The sequence below is a fragment of the Pigmentiphaga litoralis genome (genome assembly GCF_014651835.1).
Classification (GTDB): domain Bacteria; phylum Pseudomonadota; class Gammaproteobacteria; order Burkholderiales; family Burkholderiaceae_B; genus Pigmentiphaga; species Pigmentiphaga litoralis.
Genome location: NZ_BMXQ01000001.1, coordinates 48,302 through 67,896 on the forward strand (window position 1 = coordinate 48,302; position 19,595 = coordinate 67,896).

The 19,595-nt window shown below is 64.8% G+C and carries 19 protein-coding genes; 9 read left to right on the forward strand and 10 right to left on the reverse strand.

All coding sequences use genetic code 11. The features are described from left to right. Positions 1–110: 110 nt before the first annotated feature. On the forward strand, positions 111–797 hold the full coding sequence (gene rpiA / locus IE116_RS00195; RefSeq protein WP_189608748.1) for a ribose-5-phosphate isomerase RpiA: 687 nt from the start codon (positions 111–113) through the stop codon (positions 795–797). Positions 798–956: 159 nt separating this feature from the next. Beyond that, positions 957–1,658 (forward strand): phosphate signaling complex protein PhoU, encoded by a 702-nt coding sequence (gene phoU / locus IE116_RS00200; RefSeq protein ID WP_189608750.1) that lies wholly within the window; start codon positions 957–959, stop codon positions 1,656–1,658. 147 nt (positions 1,659–1,805) lie between these two features. Here phoU and IE116_RS00205 read toward each other — a convergent pair whose 3' ends face one another. Then, positions 1,806–2,078 (reverse strand): oxidative damage protection protein, encoded by a 273-nt coding sequence (locus tag IE116_RS00205; RefSeq protein WP_189608752.1) that lies wholly within the window; start codon positions 2,076–2,078, stop codon positions 1,806–1,808. A gap of 65 nt (positions 2,079–2,143) precedes the next feature. Between IE116_RS00205 and IE116_RS00210 the strand changes: the two genes are divergently transcribed. Beyond that, complete coding sequence (locus IE116_RS00210) at positions 2,144–2,557, forward strand: hypothetical protein (protein ID WP_189608753.1); 414 nt, start codon at positions 2,144–2,146, stop codon at positions 2,555–2,557. Here the strand turns inward: IE116_RS00210 and IE116_RS00215 are convergent. The 3 genes from IE116_RS00215 to IE116_RS00225 all read right to left on the reverse strand — a co-directional run bounded on the left by IE116_RS00215 (position 2,544) and on the right by IE116_RS00225 (position 5,339). Continuing rightward, complete coding sequence (locus IE116_RS00215) at positions 2,544–3,539, reverse strand: Bug family tripartite tricarboxylate transporter substrate binding protein (RefSeq protein ID WP_189608755.1); 996 nt, start codon at positions 3,537–3,539, stop codon at positions 2,544–2,546. The two genes, IE116_RS00210 and IE116_RS00215, sit on opposite strands and share 14 nt — an antisense overlap. Before the next feature lie 152 nt (positions 3,540–3,691). Beyond that, entirely contained in the window at positions 3,692–4,777 is a 1,086-nt protein-coding gene (locus IE116_RS00220; protein ID WP_189608757.1) for an NAD(P)-dependent oxidoreductase, read from the reverse strand. Between the two features lie 34 nt (positions 4,778–4,811). Beyond that, complete coding sequence (locus IE116_RS00225) at positions 4,812–5,339, reverse strand: carboxymuconolactone decarboxylase family protein (RefSeq protein WP_189608759.1); 528 nt, start codon at positions 5,337–5,339, stop codon at positions 4,812–4,814. A 133-nt stretch (positions 5,340–5,472) separates the two neighbouring features. Here IE116_RS00225 and IE116_RS00230 point away from each other — a divergent pair, with 133 nt between their 5' ends. Then, entirely contained in the window at positions 5,473–6,414 is a 942-nt protein-coding gene (locus tag IE116_RS00230; protein ID WP_189608761.1) for a LysR family transcriptional regulator, read from the forward strand. Between the two features lie 17 nt (positions 6,415–6,431). Here the strand turns inward: IE116_RS00230 and IE116_RS00235 are convergent, their stop codons facing one another. Then, positions 6,432–7,427, reverse strand: a complete 996-nt coding sequence (locus IE116_RS00235; protein ID WP_189608763.1) for a Bug family tripartite tricarboxylate transporter substrate binding protein — start codon at positions 7,425–7,427, stop codon at positions 6,432–6,434. A 33-nt stretch (positions 7,428–7,460) separates the two neighbouring features. Then, on the reverse strand, positions 7,461–8,123 hold the full coding sequence (locus tag IE116_RS00240; protein ID WP_189608765.1) for an RraA family protein: 663 nt from the start codon (positions 8,121–8,123) through the stop codon (positions 7,461–7,463). A gap of 108 nt (positions 8,124–8,231) precedes the next feature. Between IE116_RS00240 and IE116_RS00245 the strand changes: the two genes are divergently transcribed. Then, entirely contained in the window at positions 8,232–9,197 is a 966-nt protein-coding gene (locus tag IE116_RS00245; protein ID WP_189608766.1) for a LysR family transcriptional regulator, read from the forward strand. Here the strand turns inward: IE116_RS00245 and IE116_RS00250 are convergent. After that, the gene (locus IE116_RS00250) at positions 9,155–9,580 is read right to left on the reverse strand and encodes a YciI family protein (protein WP_189614363.1); all 426 of its coding nucleotides are present in this window, start codon (positions 9,578–9,580) and stop codon (positions 9,155–9,157) included. The genes IE116_RS00245 and IE116_RS00250 overlap by 43 nt on opposite strands. A 188-nt stretch (positions 9,581–9,768) precedes the next feature. Further along, on the reverse strand, positions 9,769–11,124 hold the full coding sequence (argA, locus tag IE116_RS00255; RefSeq protein WP_189608768.1) for an amino-acid N-acetyltransferase: 1,356 nt from the start codon (positions 11,122–11,124) through the stop codon (positions 9,769–9,771). An 89-nt stretch (positions 11,125–11,213) separates the two neighbouring features. Between argA and hrpA the strand changes: the two genes are divergently transcribed. Then, a complete protein-coding gene (gene hrpA / locus IE116_RS00260; protein ID WP_229827930.1) occupies positions 11,214–15,380 on the forward strand; it encodes an ATP-dependent RNA helicase HrpA in 4,167 nt (1,388 codons plus the stop codon). Positions 15,381–15,414: 34 nt separating this feature from the next. Here the strand turns inward: hrpA and IE116_RS00265 are convergent, their stop codons facing one another. Further along, positions 15,415–15,813, reverse strand: a complete 399-nt coding sequence (locus IE116_RS00265) for a thioredoxin family protein (protein WP_189608770.1) — start codon at positions 15,811–15,813, stop codon at positions 15,415–15,417. A gap of 95 nt (positions 15,814–15,908) precedes the next feature. Here IE116_RS00265 and IE116_RS00270 point away from each other — a divergent pair, with 95 nt between their 5' ends. Both IE116_RS00270 and IE116_RS00275 read left to right on the forward strand, forming a co-directional pair. Next, the gene (locus tag IE116_RS00270; RefSeq protein ID WP_189608772.1) at positions 15,909–16,694 is read left to right on the forward strand and encodes an EI24 domain-containing protein; all 786 of its coding nucleotides are present in this window, start codon (positions 15,909–15,911) and stop codon (positions 16,692–16,694) included. Next, a complete protein-coding gene (locus IE116_RS00275; RefSeq protein WP_189608774.1) occupies positions 16,691–17,500 on the forward strand; it encodes a competence/damage-inducible protein A in 810 nt (269 codons plus the stop codon). Before IE116_RS00270 ends, IE116_RS00275 begins: the two co-directional genes overlap by 4 nt. Positions 17,501–17,627: 127 nt before the next feature. Here IE116_RS00275 and IE116_RS00280 read toward each other — a convergent pair whose 3' ends face one another. Then, positions 17,628–18,206 carry a phasin family protein gene (locus tag IE116_RS00280; protein ID WP_189608776.1) on the reverse strand — a complete coding sequence of 193 codons (579 nt, stop codon included), beginning with the start codon at positions 18,204–18,206 and terminating at the stop codon, positions 17,628–17,630. A 426-nt stretch (positions 18,207–18,632) separates the two neighbouring features. Between IE116_RS00280 and IE116_RS00285 the strand changes: the two genes are divergently transcribed. Continuing rightward, the gene (locus IE116_RS00285) at positions 18,633–19,493 is read left to right on the forward strand and encodes a DMT family transporter (RefSeq protein ID WP_229827931.1); all 861 of its coding nucleotides are present in this window, start codon (positions 18,633–18,635) and stop codon (positions 19,491–19,493) included. Positions 19,494–19,595: the final 102 nt, after the last annotated feature.

A 19,595-nucleotide genomic window follows, 5' to 3' on the forward strand; every position in this document is an offset into this window, starting at 1 on the left:
CCCGGCCGGGGCCGCACCGGTGTTGATATCAAGGGTGCGGGCACCTCTGCTACAGTGTCCGCTCCAGTCCAATCCGCGCGCCTTGCGCCCGCACTTTTTACTTAGATGCCATGCTTTCTCAACAGGAACTCAAGCAGCAGGCGGCCGATGCGGCCCTGCAATTCGTCGACGAGGTGGCCGCGCCCGACGTCGTGATCGGTGTCGGCACCGGTTCGACCGCCGACCTGTTCATCGATGGCCTTGCGGCCTACCAGGGCCGCATCCGCGGCGCGGTCGCGAGTTCCGAACGCAGCGCGGCCCGTCTGGCGTCGCACGGCATCGACGTCTTCGATCTGAACGACGTGGCATGGATGCCTATCTATGTGGATGGCGCTGACGAGATCGACGATCATCTTCATATGATCAAGGGCGGCGGCGGCGCGCTCACACGCGAAAAGATCGTGGCGTCGGTGGCCGAGAAATTCATCTGCATTGCCGATGAGTCCAAGCTGGTGGACCACATGGGGACGTTCCCGCTGCCCATCGAGGTGATCCCGATGGCGCGCGAAGCGGTCGCGCGCATCGTGCGCCTCCTGGGCGGCACGCCCACTCTGCGCGCCGGGTTCACCACTGACAACGGCAACATCATCCTCGATGTCAAAGGCATGCGCATCACCGAACCGCAAGGGCTCGAAAAGGTGCTGAACGACATTCCGGGCATCGTCACCAACGGCCTGTTCGCCCTGCGCGGCGCCGACGTGGCCCTGCTGGCGACCCAGTCCGGCGTGCGCCGGCTGGACAAACCCCGCCACGTGTGAACCTCCGCTGACGTGCTGCAGGCGCCGCGGCGCCTGTGGCCGTTATGCGACGCCATTTGCGGCACTCTTCGCGGCGACATATTCCGGTCACATGATGTTCATAAACTGCGTGCTGGAATTCGCCCTCGCTACTCTGCCATTGTCTCGTAAGGAGCCGGCATGACTGAACATACCCACAAACAATACGACGCTGAACTCGAAGAGGTCCGCTCGCGCTTCCTCCAGATGGGCGGCCTGGTCGAGTCACAGATCACTGCGGCGATCGATGGCCTGGCGAACGGCGACCTGGTGGCGCTCGATGCCGTCGTGCAGCGCGACGCCGAAGTCAACCGCTTCGAGATCGAACTGGACGAGGCGTGCAGCCACATCCTGGCGCGCCGTCAGCCGGCCGCGGGTGACCTGCGCATGATGATCACGGTCATCAAGATGATTACCGACATGGAACGCGCCGGCGACGAAGCCGAGAAGATCGCGCGCATGGCCAAGCTCATCCATGAGGCCGGCCGCATGAACATGCCGGCCGTCGAACTCTGGCACATGGCCAACAGCGTGGTCACCATGCTGCGCAAGGCGCTGGACGCCTTTGCGCGCCTGGACGCGCAAGCCGCCGCCCAGGTCGTGCGCCAGGACAAGGTCGTCGATGCCGAATGGCAAGGCGTGATCCGCCAACTGGTCACGTACATGATCGAAGATCCGCGCACCATTTCGCGGTCGATCGAACTGCTGTTCATCGCGAAGGCGCTGGAACGCATTGGCGACCACGCCAAGAACATGTGCGAACTGGTGGTGTACATGGTCAAGGGCCGCGATGTGCGCCACACGGGTGTCGACAACGTGGAACGCGAAGCCGCCGCCAACTGATCGCTGCGATCCGGGCACGCCGCGGGGCCGGTGGCCCGGCGCGCCGGACAGGTTGCGGATAAAAAAAGACCGATGCGCGGATGCAGCATCGGTCTTTTTTTATTGCTGAGCTCAGGCCGGCACGGGTGGGCGCCGGGCTGGCGGCGGTCAGGCCGTCGGGGGCACGTAGCCGTGCACGTCTACCGTGCCGCCTTCGAACAGGAACTTTTCCATCTGCTGCGCCAGGTACTTGCGGGCGCGGCTGTCGGCCAGGTTCAGGCGGTTTTCGTTGACCAGGCGCGTCTGGTTCTGCACCCAGTCGGCCCATGCTTCTTTTGACACGTTCTGGTAGATGCGCGCGCCCAGTTCACCGGGGTAGGGGGCGTAATCCAGCCCTTCGGCTTCGCGCTTGAGTTTGACGCATTGAATCATTCGAGCCATGGGGCACCTGCAAAAGAGGGTTGCGATCTCTCGATTGTAGCGAAGTCGACCGCCTACAATGCGGCATGGACGCTGCCTCTCTTTCGCGCTGGACCGCCGCCGACCTTCGGCAGGCCGCCCACGCCGCGCAATCTTCCCGCAATACCAACCCGGTTGCAGCCGCCTGCCCGGCCTGTCACGCCTTGGTCTGCCCCGGGTGGGAATCGCTGCCGGTGTACTTTGACCAGAACCGTCTGGAACCGGTCGCGACCCTGCGGTCCCCCGATGACGACACGCCCACGGTCGAGGAACACCACCCCGACGGCACGCACGGCTGGTCGGCCGATGCCCCCATTGCGCCCGACTGGTTCCCGTACAACCGCTGCGACGTGTGGCGCTGCCGCACCTGCAGCCGCCTGTTCCTGCGGTACACGGAGTACGGCGGGTATTACGTGGACGAGCGCGTTCGCGAAGTCCGGGCGGACCTCATTCCGCAGTGATGCCCGCCGCTTTGACGACGCGGCTCCACTTTTCCGTTTCGCTGCGTACGAAGCCCGTCAGCTCGCCGCGGCTCACGCGCATGCCCTGAATGCCCTGACCCAGCAAGGCCTTGTCCACGTCTGCATCCGCCAGCGCGGCAGTAAGCGATGTCGACAGGCGATCGAGCACCGGCGCCGGCGTGCCCTTGGGCGCGAACAGGCCCATCCACAATCCCGTCTCGTAGCCCTTCATGCCCGCTTCGGCCACGGTCGGCACGTCGGGCAGCAGCGGCATCCGCTGCGCGCCGGTGACGGCCAGCGCTTTCAGGGCGCCGGTTTTCACATGCGGCAGGACGGGCATGACCGATCCGAACTGGATGTCGATGGTGCCGTTCAGGGTATCCGTGACCGATTGCGCCGAGCTTTTGTACGGGACATGCGTCATCTGGATCTTGGCCAGAGTCGACAGCAACTGCGCCGACAGATTGGCCATGCTGGTCGTGCCGGCCGACGCATAGGTCAGCTTGCCCGGCTGGGCCCTGGCCTGCGCAATGAAGGCCTGCAGGTCGGCATAGGGCATCTTGGACGCCGTCACCAGCACGTAGGGCGACGAGCCGATCAACCCGATCGGCGTCAGGTCCTTTTCCGGGTCGAACGACAGGTTGCTGTTCAGGCTGGGGCCGATGGCCTGGGTGCTGACCGTGCCCAGCAGGATCGTGTAGCCGTCGGGCGCGGCGCGCACCACGGCTTCGGCGCCAATGAATCCGCTGGCGCCGACACGGTTGTCGATGATGACCGTCTGGCCCAGGCTGGCCGACATTTTCTGTCCGACCACCCGCGCGGCCGCGTCGGTCGCGCTGCCGGCCTGGAAGGGAACGATCAGCCGGATGGCATGGTTCGGGTAGGCGTCCTGGGCGATGGATGCCTGCGGCGCCAGGGTGGGCAGCAGTCCAATCAGCCCCGCGCAGACAAACCGGGGAAGGTGGGCGGTGAAGGCGTGCATGAAAGTCTCCCTGCCGCGATGGACCGCAGCGGTGTTGTCGTTATTGTGGTGGTCGTTGTCGTGGTTCTGTGGTCGATATTCTGTGGTCGTTATTCTGTGGTCGTTATTCTGTGGTCGTCGTTCTTGCAGTCGTCGTTCTCGCGGCGCGTCCCTCAGGGCCGCAGCGCCCGGTCCAGGCCGGTAATCAATTCTTCAAAGTCGCCGGTCGCGTTGGATCGCGGGCTGCCCGCCAGGTGCGGCGTCAGCACCACCTGCGGATATTGCAGCAGTTCGTCATCGTCATTGCCCGGTTCGGTCCACAGGGTGTCCAGTCCCATCCCGCCCAGGGTGCCGTCGCGCAGCGCTGCCAGCACCGCGTCGCGCGACATGACCTGGGCGCGCGACACATTGATCAGGCGCACCCCGCGTTTCATCTTCTTGAAGGCGGCGTCATCCAGCAGGTTTTCGGTGGACGGCGTGGCGGGCAGTTGCGCCAGCAACCAGTCCGATGTCGCGAGCAGCGTGTCCATGTCACGATACGCCGCGTGCCAGGTCCGCTCCGTTTCCGCGTCCAGCGGCGTGCGTTGGGTATAGATGATCTTCATGCCGAACGCTTGCGCACGCACCGCCACTTCGCGGCCGATTTCACCAAACCCGATGATGCCAAGGGTTGCACCCTGCAGCATTGCAATGTCCGGAATGCGCGCCCAGTTCGAACTGGGCGTATGCCGCCGATCGAACGGCGCCGGCGCAAAGCCCGCGGCTTCAAGCAGCGCCACGCTGGTCTTGCCGTTGACTTCGGGCAGGCGTTTGGCCAGCGCCAGCATCATCATCAAGGCCTGTTCCGCACAGGCCACGTTGGCGCGGCGGCGCAGGGTCAGCACCGGCACGCCGCGCGCTTCGCAGGCCTGGCTATCAATGTTGCGGGTGATGAAACCGAACTTCTGCACCACGCGCAAGCGGGGCGCCAGCGCCAGTTCATCAGCCCCGATCGGCAGTGATTCGACCACCACCGCATCGGCATCGGGCAAGGCCCGGTGCAGTTCTTCCACCGTCTCGACAAAGGTGACGCGCGATGGGGCGACGCGTGGACAGCGGTCCCGCAAGGCCTGCCGCCAGCCATCAAAGTCCGGCACGTCATGCGCAAAAAAATCGGCAAAGGCGGCACGGCGGTCCGCAGTGCACTGATCGTTGAGAACCACATCGATCACGCGCGTGAAGACGTCCTGCTCGACAACGAGATGCGGGCGTGAGGTCACGGTCATTCCAGTTCAAAGGGGGTTGGGCGACGGATCATTCCGGATCGATCTGCAGCGCGTTGAGCACCCGCGTGTGCATGTTGTAGGCGCCGATCAGCACCGACAGTTCGACGATCTGCCGCACGTCGAATGTCGGACGCAGCCGCGCAAAGACGGCATCGGGCACCTGCGCTTCGCGTGTCAGCGCGTCGACATATGCGATCACGGCCTGCTCGGTCGGGGTGAAGGCATCACTGTTGACCGTGTCGGCCAGCAGCGCATCACATGCTGCTTCGTCCAAGCCGTCCTTGCCCGTGAAGTGCTGGCGGTGAACGTCGACGACATAGCCCGCGTGATTGAGCACGGCAACCCGCAAGATCACGATCTCGCGCAGGCGCGCGCCCAGCTGGGTCTTCCAGCGCACGGCATTGATGAAGGCCAGCCATTCTTCGGCGATTGCCGGGCTGTGCAGCAGCAGGCCGTAGACCGGAATCAGCTTGCCGCGGCGTTCAGCGCGAATCCGACCAATGGCGGGCGCCAGTTCGGGGTGGGTCGTTTCGTCGACGTAAGGGATACGGGCCACGGGAGCTTCCGGTAACGAGCCCCAAGGGCCCATGGCGCCGATTTAAGCAAGGGCGCGTCGCCAGATCGATAGGGCCGCGTCGATAGTAATATCGATGCCAATCGATAACGCTATTCGCTTGTGGAGCGTGGCCATGGTTCGATCGTCTGCTGTCACGCCCATCAACCTTCAGTTGCTGGCGCAGTTCGAAGCCCTGGTGCAGGAACGCCATGTCAGCCGCGCCGCCGAACGCATGGGCGTGGGCCAGTCGACCATGAGCGCGGCGCTGGCCCGGTTGCGCATCCTGTTCGACGATCCCTTGCTGGTGCGCACGGCCAAGGGCATGGTGCCGACGCCCAAGGCCCTGGAACTGGCCAAACGCGCGCACCAGGCGCTGGAATTGCTCGAGCCCAACCGGGTCCGCAGCAAGGACTTCGACCCGGCAACGTCCACCCGCCAGTTCCGCATCCTGGCCACGGAAGGCCTGGCCTTGCTGTTCACCCCGCTCATTGCGGCCTTCCTGCGCAAGCACGCGCCCGGTGTGCGCCTGCTGGTGCAACCGGCCGACATGCGTCACACCGTGGAAGCGCTGCGCGACCAGGAATGCGACGTGACCATCAGCAACATCCTTCATGCGCCGCCCGACCTGCGCAAAACGCTGGTCTACCCGCAGCGTGCGTGCTGCATTGTCAGTGCGACGCACCCGGAGATCCGGGCACGCATGACCATGAAGCAGTATCTGAAGTACCCGCATGTGCTGTGGGGGGCCGAGACGGTGTCGTACCGCTCCATGGAAGCGTCCGTCGCGCAGGCGCTGACCATCGGGCACCACTACCTGCCGAGCGCGATGCGCGTGCCCAACATCCTGATCGTGCCTGCGGTCGTGGCGGCCACCGACATGATCGCGACCGTGCCGATCCGCATTGCCAACGAAGCCGCAAGTTCGCTTGCCATCCGGATCGTCAAGCCACCGTTCAAGCTGGCCGATCCGGACATCAGCATGTATTGGCACGAACTGAGCCATCGCGATCCGGGGCACATGTGGTTCCGATCGGCGATCCAGGACATCGCCAAGACCTTGCGGCCGGAGGCGTGACCGCAAGGGCGACCCGCTTATTCCAGCTTCGCACCCGACTGCTTGACGATCTCGGCGTACCGCTTGATCTCGGCCTTGGAAAAGGCGCCGAATTCCTGCGCCGTGCCGCCGCCGATCTCGGCGCCCATTTCCAGCAGCTGCTTGCGCGTTTCGGGCGCCTTCAGGATGGCATTGATCTCGGTGTTGAGCCGTTCGATGATCGGCGCAGGCGTGCCGGCCGGCGCCATGAATCCGTACCACGCACCCGCATGCATGCCCGGAACGCCAATCTCGTCGAAAGTCGGAACGTCGGGCAGCATGGGCAGGCGCGTCTTCGATGCAACCGCCAGTGCCTTGAGCTTGCCGGCGCGGACCTGTCCCAGCGAACCGGTGTCCAGCATCATCGATGTCTGGCCGCCCATCAGGTCGGCCACGGCGGGCGCGCTGCCTTTGTAGGGCACGTGCAGGATGTCGATCTTGGCGGCATTCTTGAGCATGGAACCGGCCAGGTGCTGCGACGAGCCCACGCCACCCGACGCATACGTCAGCTCGCCCGGATGCTTCTTGGCATAGGCGATCAGATCCTTGGCGGTCTTGTGCGGCGAATTTTCGGGCACCTCCAGGATGTTGGGCACGGTGGCCACGTACACGACGGGCGCAAAGTCGGCGACCGGATCGAAGCCCAGGCGCGAGTACAGGCTGGGGTTGGCGGCGTTGGTCGAACTGGTGGCCATCAGCAAGGTGTAGCCATCATTGCGCGCGCGCACAAACTGTTCGGTGCCGATGTTGCCGCCGGCGCCCGGTTTGTTGTCGACGACAACCGTCTGGCCCAGGCGCTGTGACAGCGGCTGCGCAATGAAGCGCGCAATGGCATCGGTGGCGCCGCCCGGGGGCCATGGCACGACCAGGCGGATGGGCTGGCTGGGGTAGGTTTGCGCATGCGACACGGAAGGCAGGGCGGCCGCCAGCGGCAGGGCAAGCGCCAGGGCGGCGCGCGTCAGAGTCAGGCGTAGGGAAGGGCAATGCAAGGTCATGGGGTCTCCGTCAATTATTGTTGGGTGGGCAGATCAGCGCAGGCCCTTGCTCGCAAGGACTTCCTGCACCCAGGCATCGTCATAGGTGCCGTTGGCAATGCTGGCCATGGTCGCGACTTCGTCGCTGCCTTTCTTGCGCGTCGCTGTGGCGATCTCGCGCGCATTGGCGGGCGGAATGAACACGACGCCGTCACGATCGCCCGCGACGATGTCGCCCGGATGCACGACTGCTCCGCCGATGCTGACCGGCACATTGATCTCGCCCGGGCCATCCTTGTAGGGTCCACGATGCGTGATGCCGCGCGAATAGCAGGGGAAGTCGTCATCGGCAAACGCCTGGGCGTCGCGGATGGCGCCGTCGATGATGTACCCCGCAAAGCCGCGTGCCTGCGCCACCCGCTTCATGATCTCGCCGATCAGCGCGCGTTCGACCACGCCGCCGCCATCGATGACCAGCACGTCGCCGGGCTGGCCCAGTTGCAGGGCGCGGTGGATCATCAGGTTGTCACCGGGACGCACCTTCACGGTCAGGGCCGTTCCAAGCAGGTAGCCGCCGCGATGCCGCGGTGTCAGACCCAGGGCGCCCGACATGCGATGCAGGGTGTCGCTGATGTTGGCGACGGGCAGGTCGCGGAAGAGTTCGACCAGGGCAGGGTCGCCAGGGACACGAGGGAGGACGCGAAAGCCGTTCGACACGGTGTCTCCATGCAGGGTTATAGGAATGTCGGCCAATATAGGCCAGCCCGCGCCAATAAAAAAAGCGATTAAAAGTCGGACTACACTAAGAAAAAAAGGAAGACTGTCATGACGCTCAGGCAACTGGAAGCCTTCTACTGGTCGGCCGTGCTGGGCAATTTTTCAGCGGCCGCGATCAAGCTGCACATGACGCAGTCGGCGCTGTCCAAACGCGTGGCCGAACTTGAAAGCGCGCTGGGCATGCGCCTGTTCGACCGCGACGGGTACCGGCCGCAGGTCACCGCGCAAGGGCGCGGCCTGCTGGAGAAGGCCCGCCGCATGCTCGCGTTGCAGACCGAGATCCAGGAGATGGACGGCGCGCAGGCCGAGCTGGTGGGCGACTGCCGCTTTGGCATCACCGAACTGGTCGCGATGACCTGGCTGCCGGAACTGGTGGCATCGCTGCGTGATCACCATCCAGGGGTCGTGCTCGAGCCCGATGTCGACGTATCCATGGGCCTGCACGACAAGCTGCTCGCGGGCGCCATCGATTTTGCCGTCATGCCGATGCGCTCGCCCGACCGCAGCCTGGTCAGCGAGCCGCTCAGCAAGGTGGAGTTCGCGTGGATGGCGTCACCCAGTCTGGTCGGGGAACGCGCGTCGTTGACGCCGACCTTGCTCGCGACCTATCCGGTCCTGGTCCAAAGCGCGGGGTCAGGCTTGACGCCGATCTTTGACGCCTGGTCACACAGCAACGGGTTGTCGATCCACCGCACGCTGGCCAGCAACAGCCTGGCCGCGATTGCCGACATGGTCGTGGCGGGGCTGGGGATCGGCTTTCTTCCGGTGGCGCACTTTTCACCACTGCTCGATCGCGGCGACCTGTGCCAGCTGCGCACGGCGCGCAAGCTGCCCTGGCTCGACTACTACCTGGTGCACCGGCCCGACGAAACCAGCGGCGTGGCACGCGCGCTGTTCAACGCGGTGCGCGCCACCTGCGATTTCGTCAAGCCGCATCGGCTGGCGCGCGGAACCATCCGAAAGGCCAGCCGTCATTCACCCTTGCCGACCTCGGCGCGCAAGCGGGCTTCCTGATCGCGCAGCTCGGGCGTCAAGGCGTCGCCGAAATCCTCGGCCTCGAAGATTTGACGGATTTCGATCTCTGAATCTTCGGGCGTGGGATTCGGGCACCGCCGCACCCAGGCGACCGCCTCGTCCATCGATTCGACCTGCCACAGCCAGAAGCCGGCAATCAGTTCCTTGGTTTCGGCAAACGGCCCGTCAATCACCGTCCGGTTCGAACCGGAAAATCGCACTCGTTTGCCTCTCGAGCTGGGATGCAGGCCATCGCCGGCCAGCATCACGCCGGCCTTGACCAGGTCCTCGTTGAAGTTCCCCATGGCGGTCAGCAATTCCGTGCTCGGCAGGGCGCCGCCTTCGGAAGAGGGACTCGCCTTAACGATCACCATGACACGCATCGTCGTCTCCTTGGAATGAAGCGTCAGGCCGCGTCGCGGATGCATGTCCGCCCGGGCTCGAAAGGACGACGATCGGACGTGACGCAAATCGACAGTCGGACGGTGCAAGACGCAAAAAAGCGGGCACATAGCCCGCTTGCTGAACGCCTGCCTGGCTGCGCTCATCCGGCCAGTGCGAGCCGTACCCGTCAGCTGAGTCGCTTGATGAATACCTGACTGTTACGGTTGCGATCGTAGTGCGACTGCTTGTCTTTTGGCAGATCGGACACACTTGCAGGGACGAAGCCGCGTTTGATGAACCAGTGCGCGGTGCGCGTCGTGAGCACGAACAGGCGGGTGATGCCGACGGCGCGGGCGCGGGATTCGACGTGGCGCAGCAGTTTGTCGCCTTCGCCGGTGCCTTGCCATTGCGAATTGACGGTCAGGCAGGCCATTTCCGCCATCTTTTCAGCAGGGTAGGGATACAGGGCCACGCAGCCGAAGATCACCCCGTCATGCTCGGCCACCGAGAATTTTTCGACGTCGCGTTCGATGCTGCCGCGGCCCCGGCGCACCAGGGTGCCATCGGTTTCCAGCGGTTCGATTAGCTGCACGATGGCGCCGACGTCGTCGATGGTGGCCGGGCGCAGGTCGTCCAGCAGGTCTTCGACCACCATGGTGCCGACGCCGTCATGGGTGAAGATTTCGAGCAGGACGCCGCCGTCCATGTCGAAGGGGATCAGATGGGCGCGGGCGACGCCGAGCTTGACCGCGCGCGAGGCGTGGCGCAGCACGACGGTGGTGCCGGCGTCGATGTCGCCGGTCGCGACCAGGGCGTCGGCGTCGTCGCGGGCCAGTTCGGTATCGACGTTGCCTTCCGGATCCAGGATCGACGGCGCGTCGGTCAAAAAGATCAGCTTTTCGGCGCGCAGGGCCACGGCGACGCTGGTGGCCAGTTCTTCCATCGCCAGGTTGAAGGCTTCACCGGTCGGCGAAAAGCCCAGCGGCGACAGCAGGGCGATGGACCCGTGGTTGATGACGAATTGCAGGGCTTCGGCGTCGACCTTGCGCACCAGCCCGGTGTGGCGGTAGTCGATGCCGTCGATGACGCCGACCGGCCGCGCGGTAATGAAGTTGCCGGACACGACGCGGATGTGCGCGTGCGACATGGGGGTGTTGGGCAGGCCCTGGCTGAAGGCCGCTTCGATGTCGAGGCGGATTTCGCCGGCGGCTTCCTTGGCGCATTCGAGCGCCGCGGCATCGGTGATGTGCAGGCCGCGGTCGAACTGGAAGTCGATGCCCTTGAGGCGCAGTTGTTCGTTGACCTGCGGACGCGAGCCATGGACCAGCACCAGTCGCACGCCCAGGGCGCTGAGCAGCGACAGGTCCTGGATCAGGACGCTGAGCGCCCCGGCCTGAACCAGTTCGCCGCCGAACGCAACCACGAAGGTCTTGCCTCGGAAGGCGTGCACATAAGGCGCGACCTCTCGGAACCATTGCACGAACTGGGCGTGCACGTTGGGGTCGGCGGGAATCAGGGGCGGGGTCAGGGCAGGGGCGGTCATCGCGGAATTATATGATGCGGGGCACCGGCATGTGGGTTCGACGCGGCGCCCAGGAAATTTATAATGAGGGGTTATCAAAAGTAGCGGTTATGGCAGAACACTCAGGCAAGCAGGACCCTTCACGACGCAACGCGGACACGGCAGGCGCGACCACTCCCACGACGGCGGGCCCGGCGACGCCCCACTCCACGGCGGCGCCTGCGCGCGATGCGGGCGGCGGCGCCGCGCCTGGTGCGCAGCGCGCGGCACGCGACCGCCGGCCAAGCCGCCCCGAAGGCCCACCCCGCCCGCCGCGAGATCCGAATGCGTCCCGCGAGCCACGGCCGCCGCGAGATCCGAACGCGTCCCGCGAGCCACGGCCGCCGCGAGATCCGAACGCGCCTCGGGACCCCCGCCGCGACCGCGCCGACCGCAATGCTCCCCGCCCGCCGCGCACCCGCAATCCCGTCCCCGAGATTACCTATCCCGAGGAACTGCCCGTCAGCGCCCGCCGCGAAGACATCGCCAAGGCGCTGGCGGCGCATCAGGTCATCATCGTCTCGGGCGAGACCGGCTCGGGCAAGACCACCCAGCTCCCCAAGATCTGCCTGGAACTGGGCCGCGGCAGCACCGGCATGATCGGCCACACCCAGCCGCGCCGGCTGGCGGCCACGTCGGTCGCGCGCCGTATCGCGCAGGAACTGAACACGCCGCTCGGGCAGGTGGTTGGCTACCAGGTGCGCTTCAACGACCGCACCGAAGCCGGCGCATCGATCAAGCTGATGACGGACGGCATTCTGCTGGCCGAGTCGCAGCGCGACCCCTGGCTGCGGGCCTACGACACGATCATCATCGATGAGGCGCATGAACGCAGCCTGAACATCGACTTCCTGCTCGGCTACCTGAAGCAGTTGCTGCCGCGCCGCCCGGACCTGAAGCTGATCATTACCTCGGCCACGATCGACGCCGACCGCTTCGCCACCCACTTCGCGTCGCCGGGGCATGACCGCGCGCCGGTCATCGAAGTGTCGGGCCGCCTGTACCCGGTCGAGGTCCGCTATCGCGGCATCGACACGCCCCGCGGCCAGGATCCCAACGCCACCGGCAATCCGGACACCGCCCCCCGCAAGGAAAAGCGCGAAAAGGAAAACCTGTCGCGCGACGAAGAAAAGGACATGATCGACGCGATCGTCGACGCGGTGGACGAGTGCGCGCGCCATGGTGCGGGCGACATTCTTGTCTTTTTGCCCGGCGAGCGCGAAATCCGCGAGGCGGCCGAGGCGCTGCGCAAGCACCATCCGCCCGGGACCGAAGTGCTGCAACTGTTCGCCCGCCTGTCGCAGGCCGACCAGGAAAAGGTCTTTCACCCCAAGGGCAGCGGCCGGCGGGTGGTGCTCGCCACCAACGTGGCCGAAACCTCGTTGACCGTGCCCGGCATCCGGTTCGTGGTCGATACGGGCCTGGTGCGAATGAAGCGCTATTCATGGCGCAACAAGGTCGAACAGCTGCACATCGAGCCGGTCAGCCAGGCATCGGCCAACCAGCGGGCCGGCCGATGCGGCCGCCTTGGGCCCGGCGTCTGTATCCGGCTGTATGAAGAGGACGACTTTGCGCTGCGGGCGCCGTTTACGGACCCCGAAATCCTGCGTGCGTCGCTGGCCAGCGTCATTCTGCGGATGAAGGCGCTCAAGCTCGACGACATCGAAGATTTTCCCTTCGTTGAAGCGCCCCCTGGCCGGGCGATCGCCGACGGCTATCACCTGCTGCAGGAACTCGGGGCCATCGACGACAGCAATACGCTGACGCCGGTGGGCCGGGAACTGGCGCGCCTGCCGGTGGATCCTCGCATCGGCCGCATGATCCTGGCCGCGCGCGAAAACGCCTGCCTGAGCGAGATGCTGATCATCGCGTCCGCCTTGTCGGTGCAGGATCCGCGCGACCGCCCGCAAGAAGCGCAGGAAGCGGCCGACCAGGCGCATGCCAAGTTTGCCGACGAACGCTCCGAGTTCATGGCCTTCCTGAAGTTATGGCAGTGGTACAACGAGGCCGTTGCGCACAAGCAGTCGCAGCGCAAGCTGGTCGACACGCTGCGGCAAAGTTTCCTGTCGCCGGTGCGACTGCGCGAATGGCACGACATCCACGCCCAGCTGGCATCGGTGGTGGGCGAGCAGGGCTGGCGTCTGAATGAAGCGCCCGCCACCCTTGAACAGGTGCATCAGGCCTTGCTTGCGGGCCTGCTCGGCAACCTCGGCTACAAGGCCGAAGAAGACGCGCAGTACCTGGGCGCGCGCGGCATCCGCTTCTACATCCATCCGGGCTCGCGCCTGGCACGCAAGGCGGGCCGTTGGGTGGTCGCGGGGGAACTGGTCGAGACATCCCGCCTGTTCGCGCGCACCATCGCCAAGATCGATCCCGTGTGGATCGAACGGGCCGGCAAGCACTTGCTGCACAAGAACTGGTCCGACCCGCGGTGGGAAAAGAAGGAAGGGCAGGTGGTCGCCAACGAACGCGCGACCTTGTATGGCCTGACCATCTATTCCGGCCGCCGCGTGAACTACGGGCGCATCAATCCTTCGCATGCGCGCGAATTGTTCATACGCCAGGCACTGGTCACGGGCGATGTCGACACCAAACTGCCCTTCATTGCGCACAACCGGAAGCTGTTTGCCGAGATCGAAAAGCTGGAGCACAAGTCGCGGCGGCCCGACATCCTGGTCGACGATGAACTGATCTACGCCTTCTACGACCGGCAGATTCCAGCCGACGTGCACCAGTTGGCGACGATGGAAAAGTGGTACCGGGACCAGACCGCCACGCCCGAGCGCGACAAGTCCAGACTGCTGTTCCTGACGCGTGATGAGTTGATGCGGCATGAAGCCGCGGGGGTGACCACCGAAGTCTTCCCCAAGATGCTGGCCTTGCATGGCATCGACATGGCACTCGATTACCACTTCGAGCCCGGCTCGCCGCGCGATGGCGTGACGCTGTCGGTGCCGTTGTTCGCGCTCAATCAGCTGGATGCCGCGCGCTGCGAATGGCTGGTGCCCGGCATGCTCAAGGAAAAGGTGCACCTGCTTCTGAAGTCCCTGCCGCAGAAGCTGCGCCGGCATTGCGTGCCGTTGCCGGAATATGCGGCGGGCTTTTTCGATCGTTGGTTCGAGGTGGCCGCCAAGCCGGATCGCGGCCTGATCGAGACCCTGATTGCCGACGTGCGTGAGCAGAAAACCATCCAGCTGGCGCCGCCGGACTTCAAGCTCGAGACGCTGCCGGCTCACCTGTTCATGAACTTTCGCGTGGTCGACGAGAACGGCCGCATGCTGTCCATGAGCCGCAACCTGGCGCAGCTCAAAGGCGAACTTGGACGCGAGGCGCAGGCCACTTTCCAGCAGGTGGCGTCGCGCGACAAGCAGGTGGCGCAGGCCTTGGCGCACGAAAACCTGACCGACTGGACCTTTGGTCCCTTGCCCGAACTGCTCGAGATCAAACGCGGCGGCGTGTCGGTGATCGGCTACCCGGCGCTGGTGGACAAGGGCACGTCGTGCGACCTGGACGTCTTCGACGACCCGGCCGAGGCGCTGCGTCATCACCGTGCGGGTCTGCTGCGCCTGTTCCGCCTGCAGCTCAAAGAGCAGGTCAAGTTCCTGGAAAAGAATCTGAACGGGCTGACGCAAATGAGCATGTTGTATTTGCCGCTCGGGACGCAGGAAGAACTGCGCGACCAGATCATCGACACGGCCCTGGCGCAGGCTTGCCTGGGCGACCCCTGGCCGACCGACGCGGCGACGTTCACCGCGCGCCGCAACGAAGGCAAGGGCAGGCTGGGCCTGCTGGCGCAGGAAATCGCGCGGCTGGTGTCAACGATCCTGACCGAGTGGGCGGCCGTCATGCGCAAGCTGCCGCAGGCGCGGGGGCACGCCGCGTCATACGCCGACATCGAGCAGCAGATGCGCGCGCTGATGCCGAAATGGTTCGTACGCGAAACGCCCTACACGCAATTGGTCCACTATCCGCGCTACATGAAGGCGGCGCAGGCGCGCGTGGACAAACTGCGCGCCGATCCGGGCCGCGATGCCAAGCTGCTGGGCGAACTGAGCCAGTTGCTGACCCCCTATCAACGCGCCAAGGCCGCGCGCAAAGGCGTCGACGACGCACGTCTGGACGAATTCCGCTGGATGACCGAAGAACTGCGCGTCGCCCTCTTCGCCCAGGAACTGCGCACCCCCATGCCCGTATCGGTCAAGCGCCTGCAGAAGGCCTGGGAGGCGATTCAACGTTGATCGTGAGTTGCGGTGTTTGCCTAGGAGGGAAATCTCAGCCCAGCAGCGATTGCCTCAATCGCGGTGCAGCTGGCGCCACGTCGGCGCTCTGTGGATCCGCCAGGATCGCTTCGATCATCCGCTCCAGGTGCCCGATGTGCGGCAGCATCGGCCCGTAGAACCGGGTGCGCGTCGCATCCTGGATCAGCAGGGTAGGGAAGTCTTCGATGTCGTCGTCATCCAGCAATTCAGGATGTGTCTCGACGTCCACCCACACGAACGCATGCTGCGGCAGGGCGGCAGCCAGATCGGCAAAGCGCGGCAAGTACTCGCGGCAGGTTCCGCACCATTCGGCACACAGGCACGCAACAAGCAACGAGTCCGGGCGTGAAAGCGTTTCGGCAATCAGGCTGGCATCGGTGTCGGGCAGGTAAACGGTCGCGGAAGCGGTCATCGGCAAGGTAACGGAACGGTACGTTTCTCCACCTATTATGCCTGTGCAGTGCGGCATACTGACATTCCCTTGATACGCCTGGATGTCTTCGCCCTATGAGCACTCCCCCCAACGCGTTGCCCGTGGTCACGCGGTCGGCCGGCTTCGAAGGCGTCGGTCGCGCACTCGGTCGTGCCGTGATCTCGCAGTTCCGCGGGCCCATGCTGATGGCCTTGCTGCTGCCGTTTGCGGTGGCCCTGATCGGCGCGATCGTGCTGATCTGGCTGTTCTGGACGCCGCTCAGCGAATGGCTGCAGATCACGCTGTTCCAATGGTCTGTCGTGAACCAGCTCGACACCACCTTGATGGCCCTGGGGCTGGCGTCGCTCAAGCTGTGGTTGATTCCCGTGGCCGCCACGTTGATCCTGCTGCCGCTGTCGGGGATCCTGGGCCTGGTGACGGCGGCAGTGTTCATCATGCCGCTGGTGCTTCGCCACCTGAGCGAACGCGACTATCCCGATGTGCGCCGCGAAGGGGGCAACGCCCTGGTCGCCAGCGTCTGGAATGCGCTGTGGGTCACGGTGGTGTTCGTGCTCGGCTGGTTCTTTACGCTGCCGCTGTGGCTGCTGCCGCCGCTGGCTGTCGTGCTGCCGATTTTCTGGTGGGCATTCGCTTTCACGCGCATGCTGCGGCTCGACGCGCTGGCCGATCATGCATCGCCGCAAGAGCGTAAGATTCTGCAGGCGCGACACAACAAAGGGTTCTGGGCGCTCGGCACGATTTGCGCGCTGATCAACCTGCTCCCGCCTGCGTGGTTTTTACTGCCGGTCCTTTCGGCGCTCATGTTTTCGCACTTTGGCCTCGAGGCGCTGCGTCGTCTGCGCAGCGAAACACAACCATGACACACCCATCATCGCCCACTCAACGTCAGATCGGGCTTTTCATCATCGGTGACGAGATCCTGTCGGGCCGTCGCCAGGACCGGCACTTTGCCAAGGTCGTCGAACTTCTCAGCGCCCGCGGGCTGCAGCTGTCATGGGCGCAGTTCATCGGCGATGACCGCGAAAAGCTGGTCGACGCGTATCGCCGCAGCCTGGCAAGCGACGACATCGTGTTCTCATGCGGCGGCATCGGCGCGACTCCCGACGACCACACACGTCAGGCCGTGGCCGCCGCGCTGGGCGTCGACACCGTGCTGCACCCCGAAGCCGCCGACCTGATTGGCCAGCGCATGGCCGAGACGGCCGCGCAGGGCAAAGGCAGCGCCGACATGACGACTCCGGAAAACCGGCAGCGGCTGCGCATGGGCGAGTTTCCCCAGGGCGCCGAGATCGTGCCGAATCCGTACAACAAGATTCCCGGCTTCTTCATTCACGACCACACCTTCGTGCCGGGCTTTCCCGTCATGGCCTGGCCGATGATCGAATGGACGCTGGACAACCGCTATGCCGACCTGCACCACAAGGTGCCGCACGTCGAACATTCCTTCCTGGTGTTCGAATTGGCCGAATCCACCATCACGCCCGTGATGGAAGCGCTGGAACTGCGCTGGCCCGGCATCAAGGCGTTCAGCCTGCCCAGCATGGGCGGGGCAGGGCGCAATCACATCGAGCTGGGTGTGAAGGGCGAGCCCGAACAGGCCGCCGTAGCGCTGGAATTTCTGAAGGACGAAGCCAGGCGTTTGGGCGGAACGTTCGGCGCGGCGTAACTGAAGCGCGATCTTGCGATCGTGCACTACCGTCTGCACAAAAAGAAAATCCCGCCGTAGCGGGATTTTCTTTGTTCCTGCGTGCAATGGGTCAATCCCCTAAAGCACGCAGTTCCTGTCGCGGCAATTACGCTGCGGACGTAGCGGCCTTGCGGACGCGCGACGTGCGGGCAGCCGTATCGCTGGCAGCCTTGAACGTGGCGTTGGTCGCGGCAGTCATGTTCGACTCGGCAACTTCGGCGGCCTGCTTGGCAGCCTTGCTGACCGAATCATAGGCCGACGTGGCGGTAGCCAGCGACGACTTGATCATGGCGATGGCGCTTTCCGAACCGGCCGGGGCCGACTTGGACATCTGGTCGACGACGTCGATCATCTGTTGTTGCTGGGCGGCCACCTGGGCTTCGCTCAGCTTGGCGAATTCGCTTTGGACGCCAGCCATGATGTCATAGACATGCTTGCTGTAGGCCAGGGCCTTTTCGGCGTTCGGCTGGGCGAGCGAGGCGGTGAAGGCCATGGCTTCCTGGCCATCCTTCAGTTCGAACGCTTCCTGTGCCTTGATCGACATTTCGTCGAGCGTTGCCTTGGCAACCTTCACGTGCAGGTCGACCAGCTTCTCGAAGCCGGCGAAGGCGGTGTTGTTGGCGACCAGGAAAGCATCGAAAAGGGCTTTCTGGCTGGCGAGGGCGCGTTCTGGGGTAGCGGACATGGTGACTCCTGGGTCGGTCGTGGATTTCAGAGATCGGTCATGAGAGCATCCGGTCGTCCCGAAAATCCCCGATCTACATATATTGGTGGTCACGCTCTCAGTGACCGCGTTGCCTGCTTCATCCTGGCCTGAACCAGTAATGTTGCAATGCACAATACGCATTTTAGGGACGCCAACCACCATGTCAAGGGTGGGTCCGCCCGCTCCCGGCAATAGCTACAAGGTTGCCGACGCCCGGTCAGCGCGCTTGTCCCAGGGAGACACCGCCCTGCGGCGCAACGCGGCGCGCAAAAACTTTTTTTTCACGCCGTGTGAATTTTATGTTGCATCGCCAGAGATCGGGCGATTCAGCTGCCGTTCAGCCTGGCACGACAGTTCGGCGCGGCCACCGTTACACTCTCGGCTCCTTGTCGCCTGAGGTCCGCCGTGGCCGATACGCTGCTGTCCCGCCTGGTTTCTCCTTTCTTCGTCCTGACGTGGAGCACCGGTTTCGTCGTCGCGCGTTTCGGGCTGCCCTACGCCGAGCCCGCCACTTTCCTGGCGCTGCGATTCATCGGCGTGCTGATCATCATGGCCCCGCTGGCGCTGCTGGCCCGCAGCGCGTGGCCGTCGCGGCGGCAGGGCCTGCACATGGCGGTGGCGGGGATCCTGCTGCAGGCGGGCTATCTGGGCGGGGTGTGGGCAGCCATCAAGCTTGGGATGGGTGCGGGCCTGGCGGCGCTGATTGTCGGCATGCAGCCCGTGCTGACCGCGGTGCTGGGGCAGTGGCTGGGCGACCGGCCCAATGCCCGCCAGTGGGCCGGCCTGGCCCTGGGGCTGGTCGGCGTCGGCATGGTCGTCGGCAACCGGCTTGGCAACGAGCTGACGCCGGTCAGCCTGTCGTGGGCGATTCTGGGGCTGCTGTCGATCACGGCCGGCACGATCTACCAGCGCCGCTTTTGCCCGGCGATCGATCTTCGGGTCGGCAGCGCGCTGCAGTTCGGCGCCGCGCTGGTGGTGACCTTGCCCTTCGCCTTCCTGTTCGAAACGCGCGACGTCATGTGGACGCCGCAGTTCATTGGCGCGTTGGCCTGGTCGGTGCTTGCCCTGTCGATCGGCAGTGTGTCACTGCTCTTTCTGCTGATTCGTCGCGGCGCCGCCACACGGGTCGCCAGCCTCATGTACCTGACCCCGGGCGTGACCGCCGTCATGGCCTGGCTGCTGTTCCGGGAGGCGCTGACACTGGTGATGATCCTGGGTCTGGTGGTTTCCGCCGTCGGAGTGGCCTGGGCTCAGGGGAAACGATAGTGTTCAGCCAGCCGTCAACTACCCTTCCTTTCCCGTAAACTCCCACGCAAGGCTGTAGGCACTACGTGCTCCAGTCAATAAATTCGATAAGCGGAGAAGTGG

Bases quoted from the DNA above. Each gene is read 5' to 3' on its own strand.
- IE116_RS00280 (WP_189608776.1), bottom strand. From the start codon at position 18,206: ATGTCCGCTACCCCAGAACGCGCCCTCGCCAGCCAGAAAGCCCTTTTC.
- IE116_RS00230 (WP_189608761.1), top strand. From the start codon at position 5,473: ATGGTTCGATCGTCTGCTGTCACGCCCATCAACCTTCAGTTGCTGGCG.
- hrpA (WP_229827930.1), top strand. From the start codon at position 11,214: ATGGCAGAACACTCAGGCAAGCAGGACCCTTCACGACGCAACGCGGAC.
- IE116_RS00250 (WP_189614363.1), bottom strand. From the start codon at position 9,580: ATGCGTGTCATGGTGATCGTTAAGGCGAGTCCCTCTTCCGAAGGCGGC.
- IE116_RS00205 (WP_189608752.1), bottom strand. From the start codon at position 2,078: ATGGCTCGAATGATTCAATGCGTCAAACTCAAGCGCGAAGCCGAAGGG.
- IE116_RS00245 (WP_189608766.1), top strand. From the start codon at position 8,232: ATGACGCTCAGGCAACTGGAAGCCTTCTACTGGTCGGCCGTGCTGGGC.
- phoU (WP_189608750.1), top strand. From the start codon at position 957: ATGACTGAACATACCCACAAACAATACGACGCTGAACTCGAAGAGGTC.
- argA (WP_189608768.1), bottom strand. From the start codon at position 11,124: ATGACCGCCCCTGCCCTGACCCCGCCCCTGATTCCCGCCGACCCCAAC.
- IE116_RS00265 (WP_189608770.1), bottom strand. From the start codon at position 15,813: ATGACCGCTTCCGCGACCGTTTACCTGCCCGACACCGATGCCAGCCTG.
- rpiA (WP_189608748.1), top strand. From the start codon at position 111: ATGCTTTCTCAACAGGAACTCAAGCAGCAGGCGGCCGATGCGGCCCTG.
- IE116_RS00215 (WP_189608755.1), bottom strand. From the start codon at position 3,539: ATGCACGCCTTCACCGCCCACCTTCCCCGGTTTGTCTGCGCGGGGCTG.
- IE116_RS00270 (WP_189608772.1), top strand. From the start codon at position 15,909: ATGAGCACTCCCCCCAACGCGTTGCCCGTGGTCACGCGGTCGGCCGGC.
- IE116_RS00210 (WP_189608753.1), top strand. From the start codon at position 2,144: ATGGACGCTGCCTCTCTTTCGCGCTGGACCGCCGCCGACCTTCGGCAG.
- IE116_RS00235 (WP_189608763.1), bottom strand. From the start codon at position 7,427: ATGACCTTGCATTGCCCTTCCCTACGCCTGACTCTGACGCGCGCCGCC.
- IE116_RS00275 (WP_189608774.1), top strand. From the start codon at position 16,691: ATGACACACCCATCATCGCCCACTCAACGTCAGATCGGGCTTTTCATC.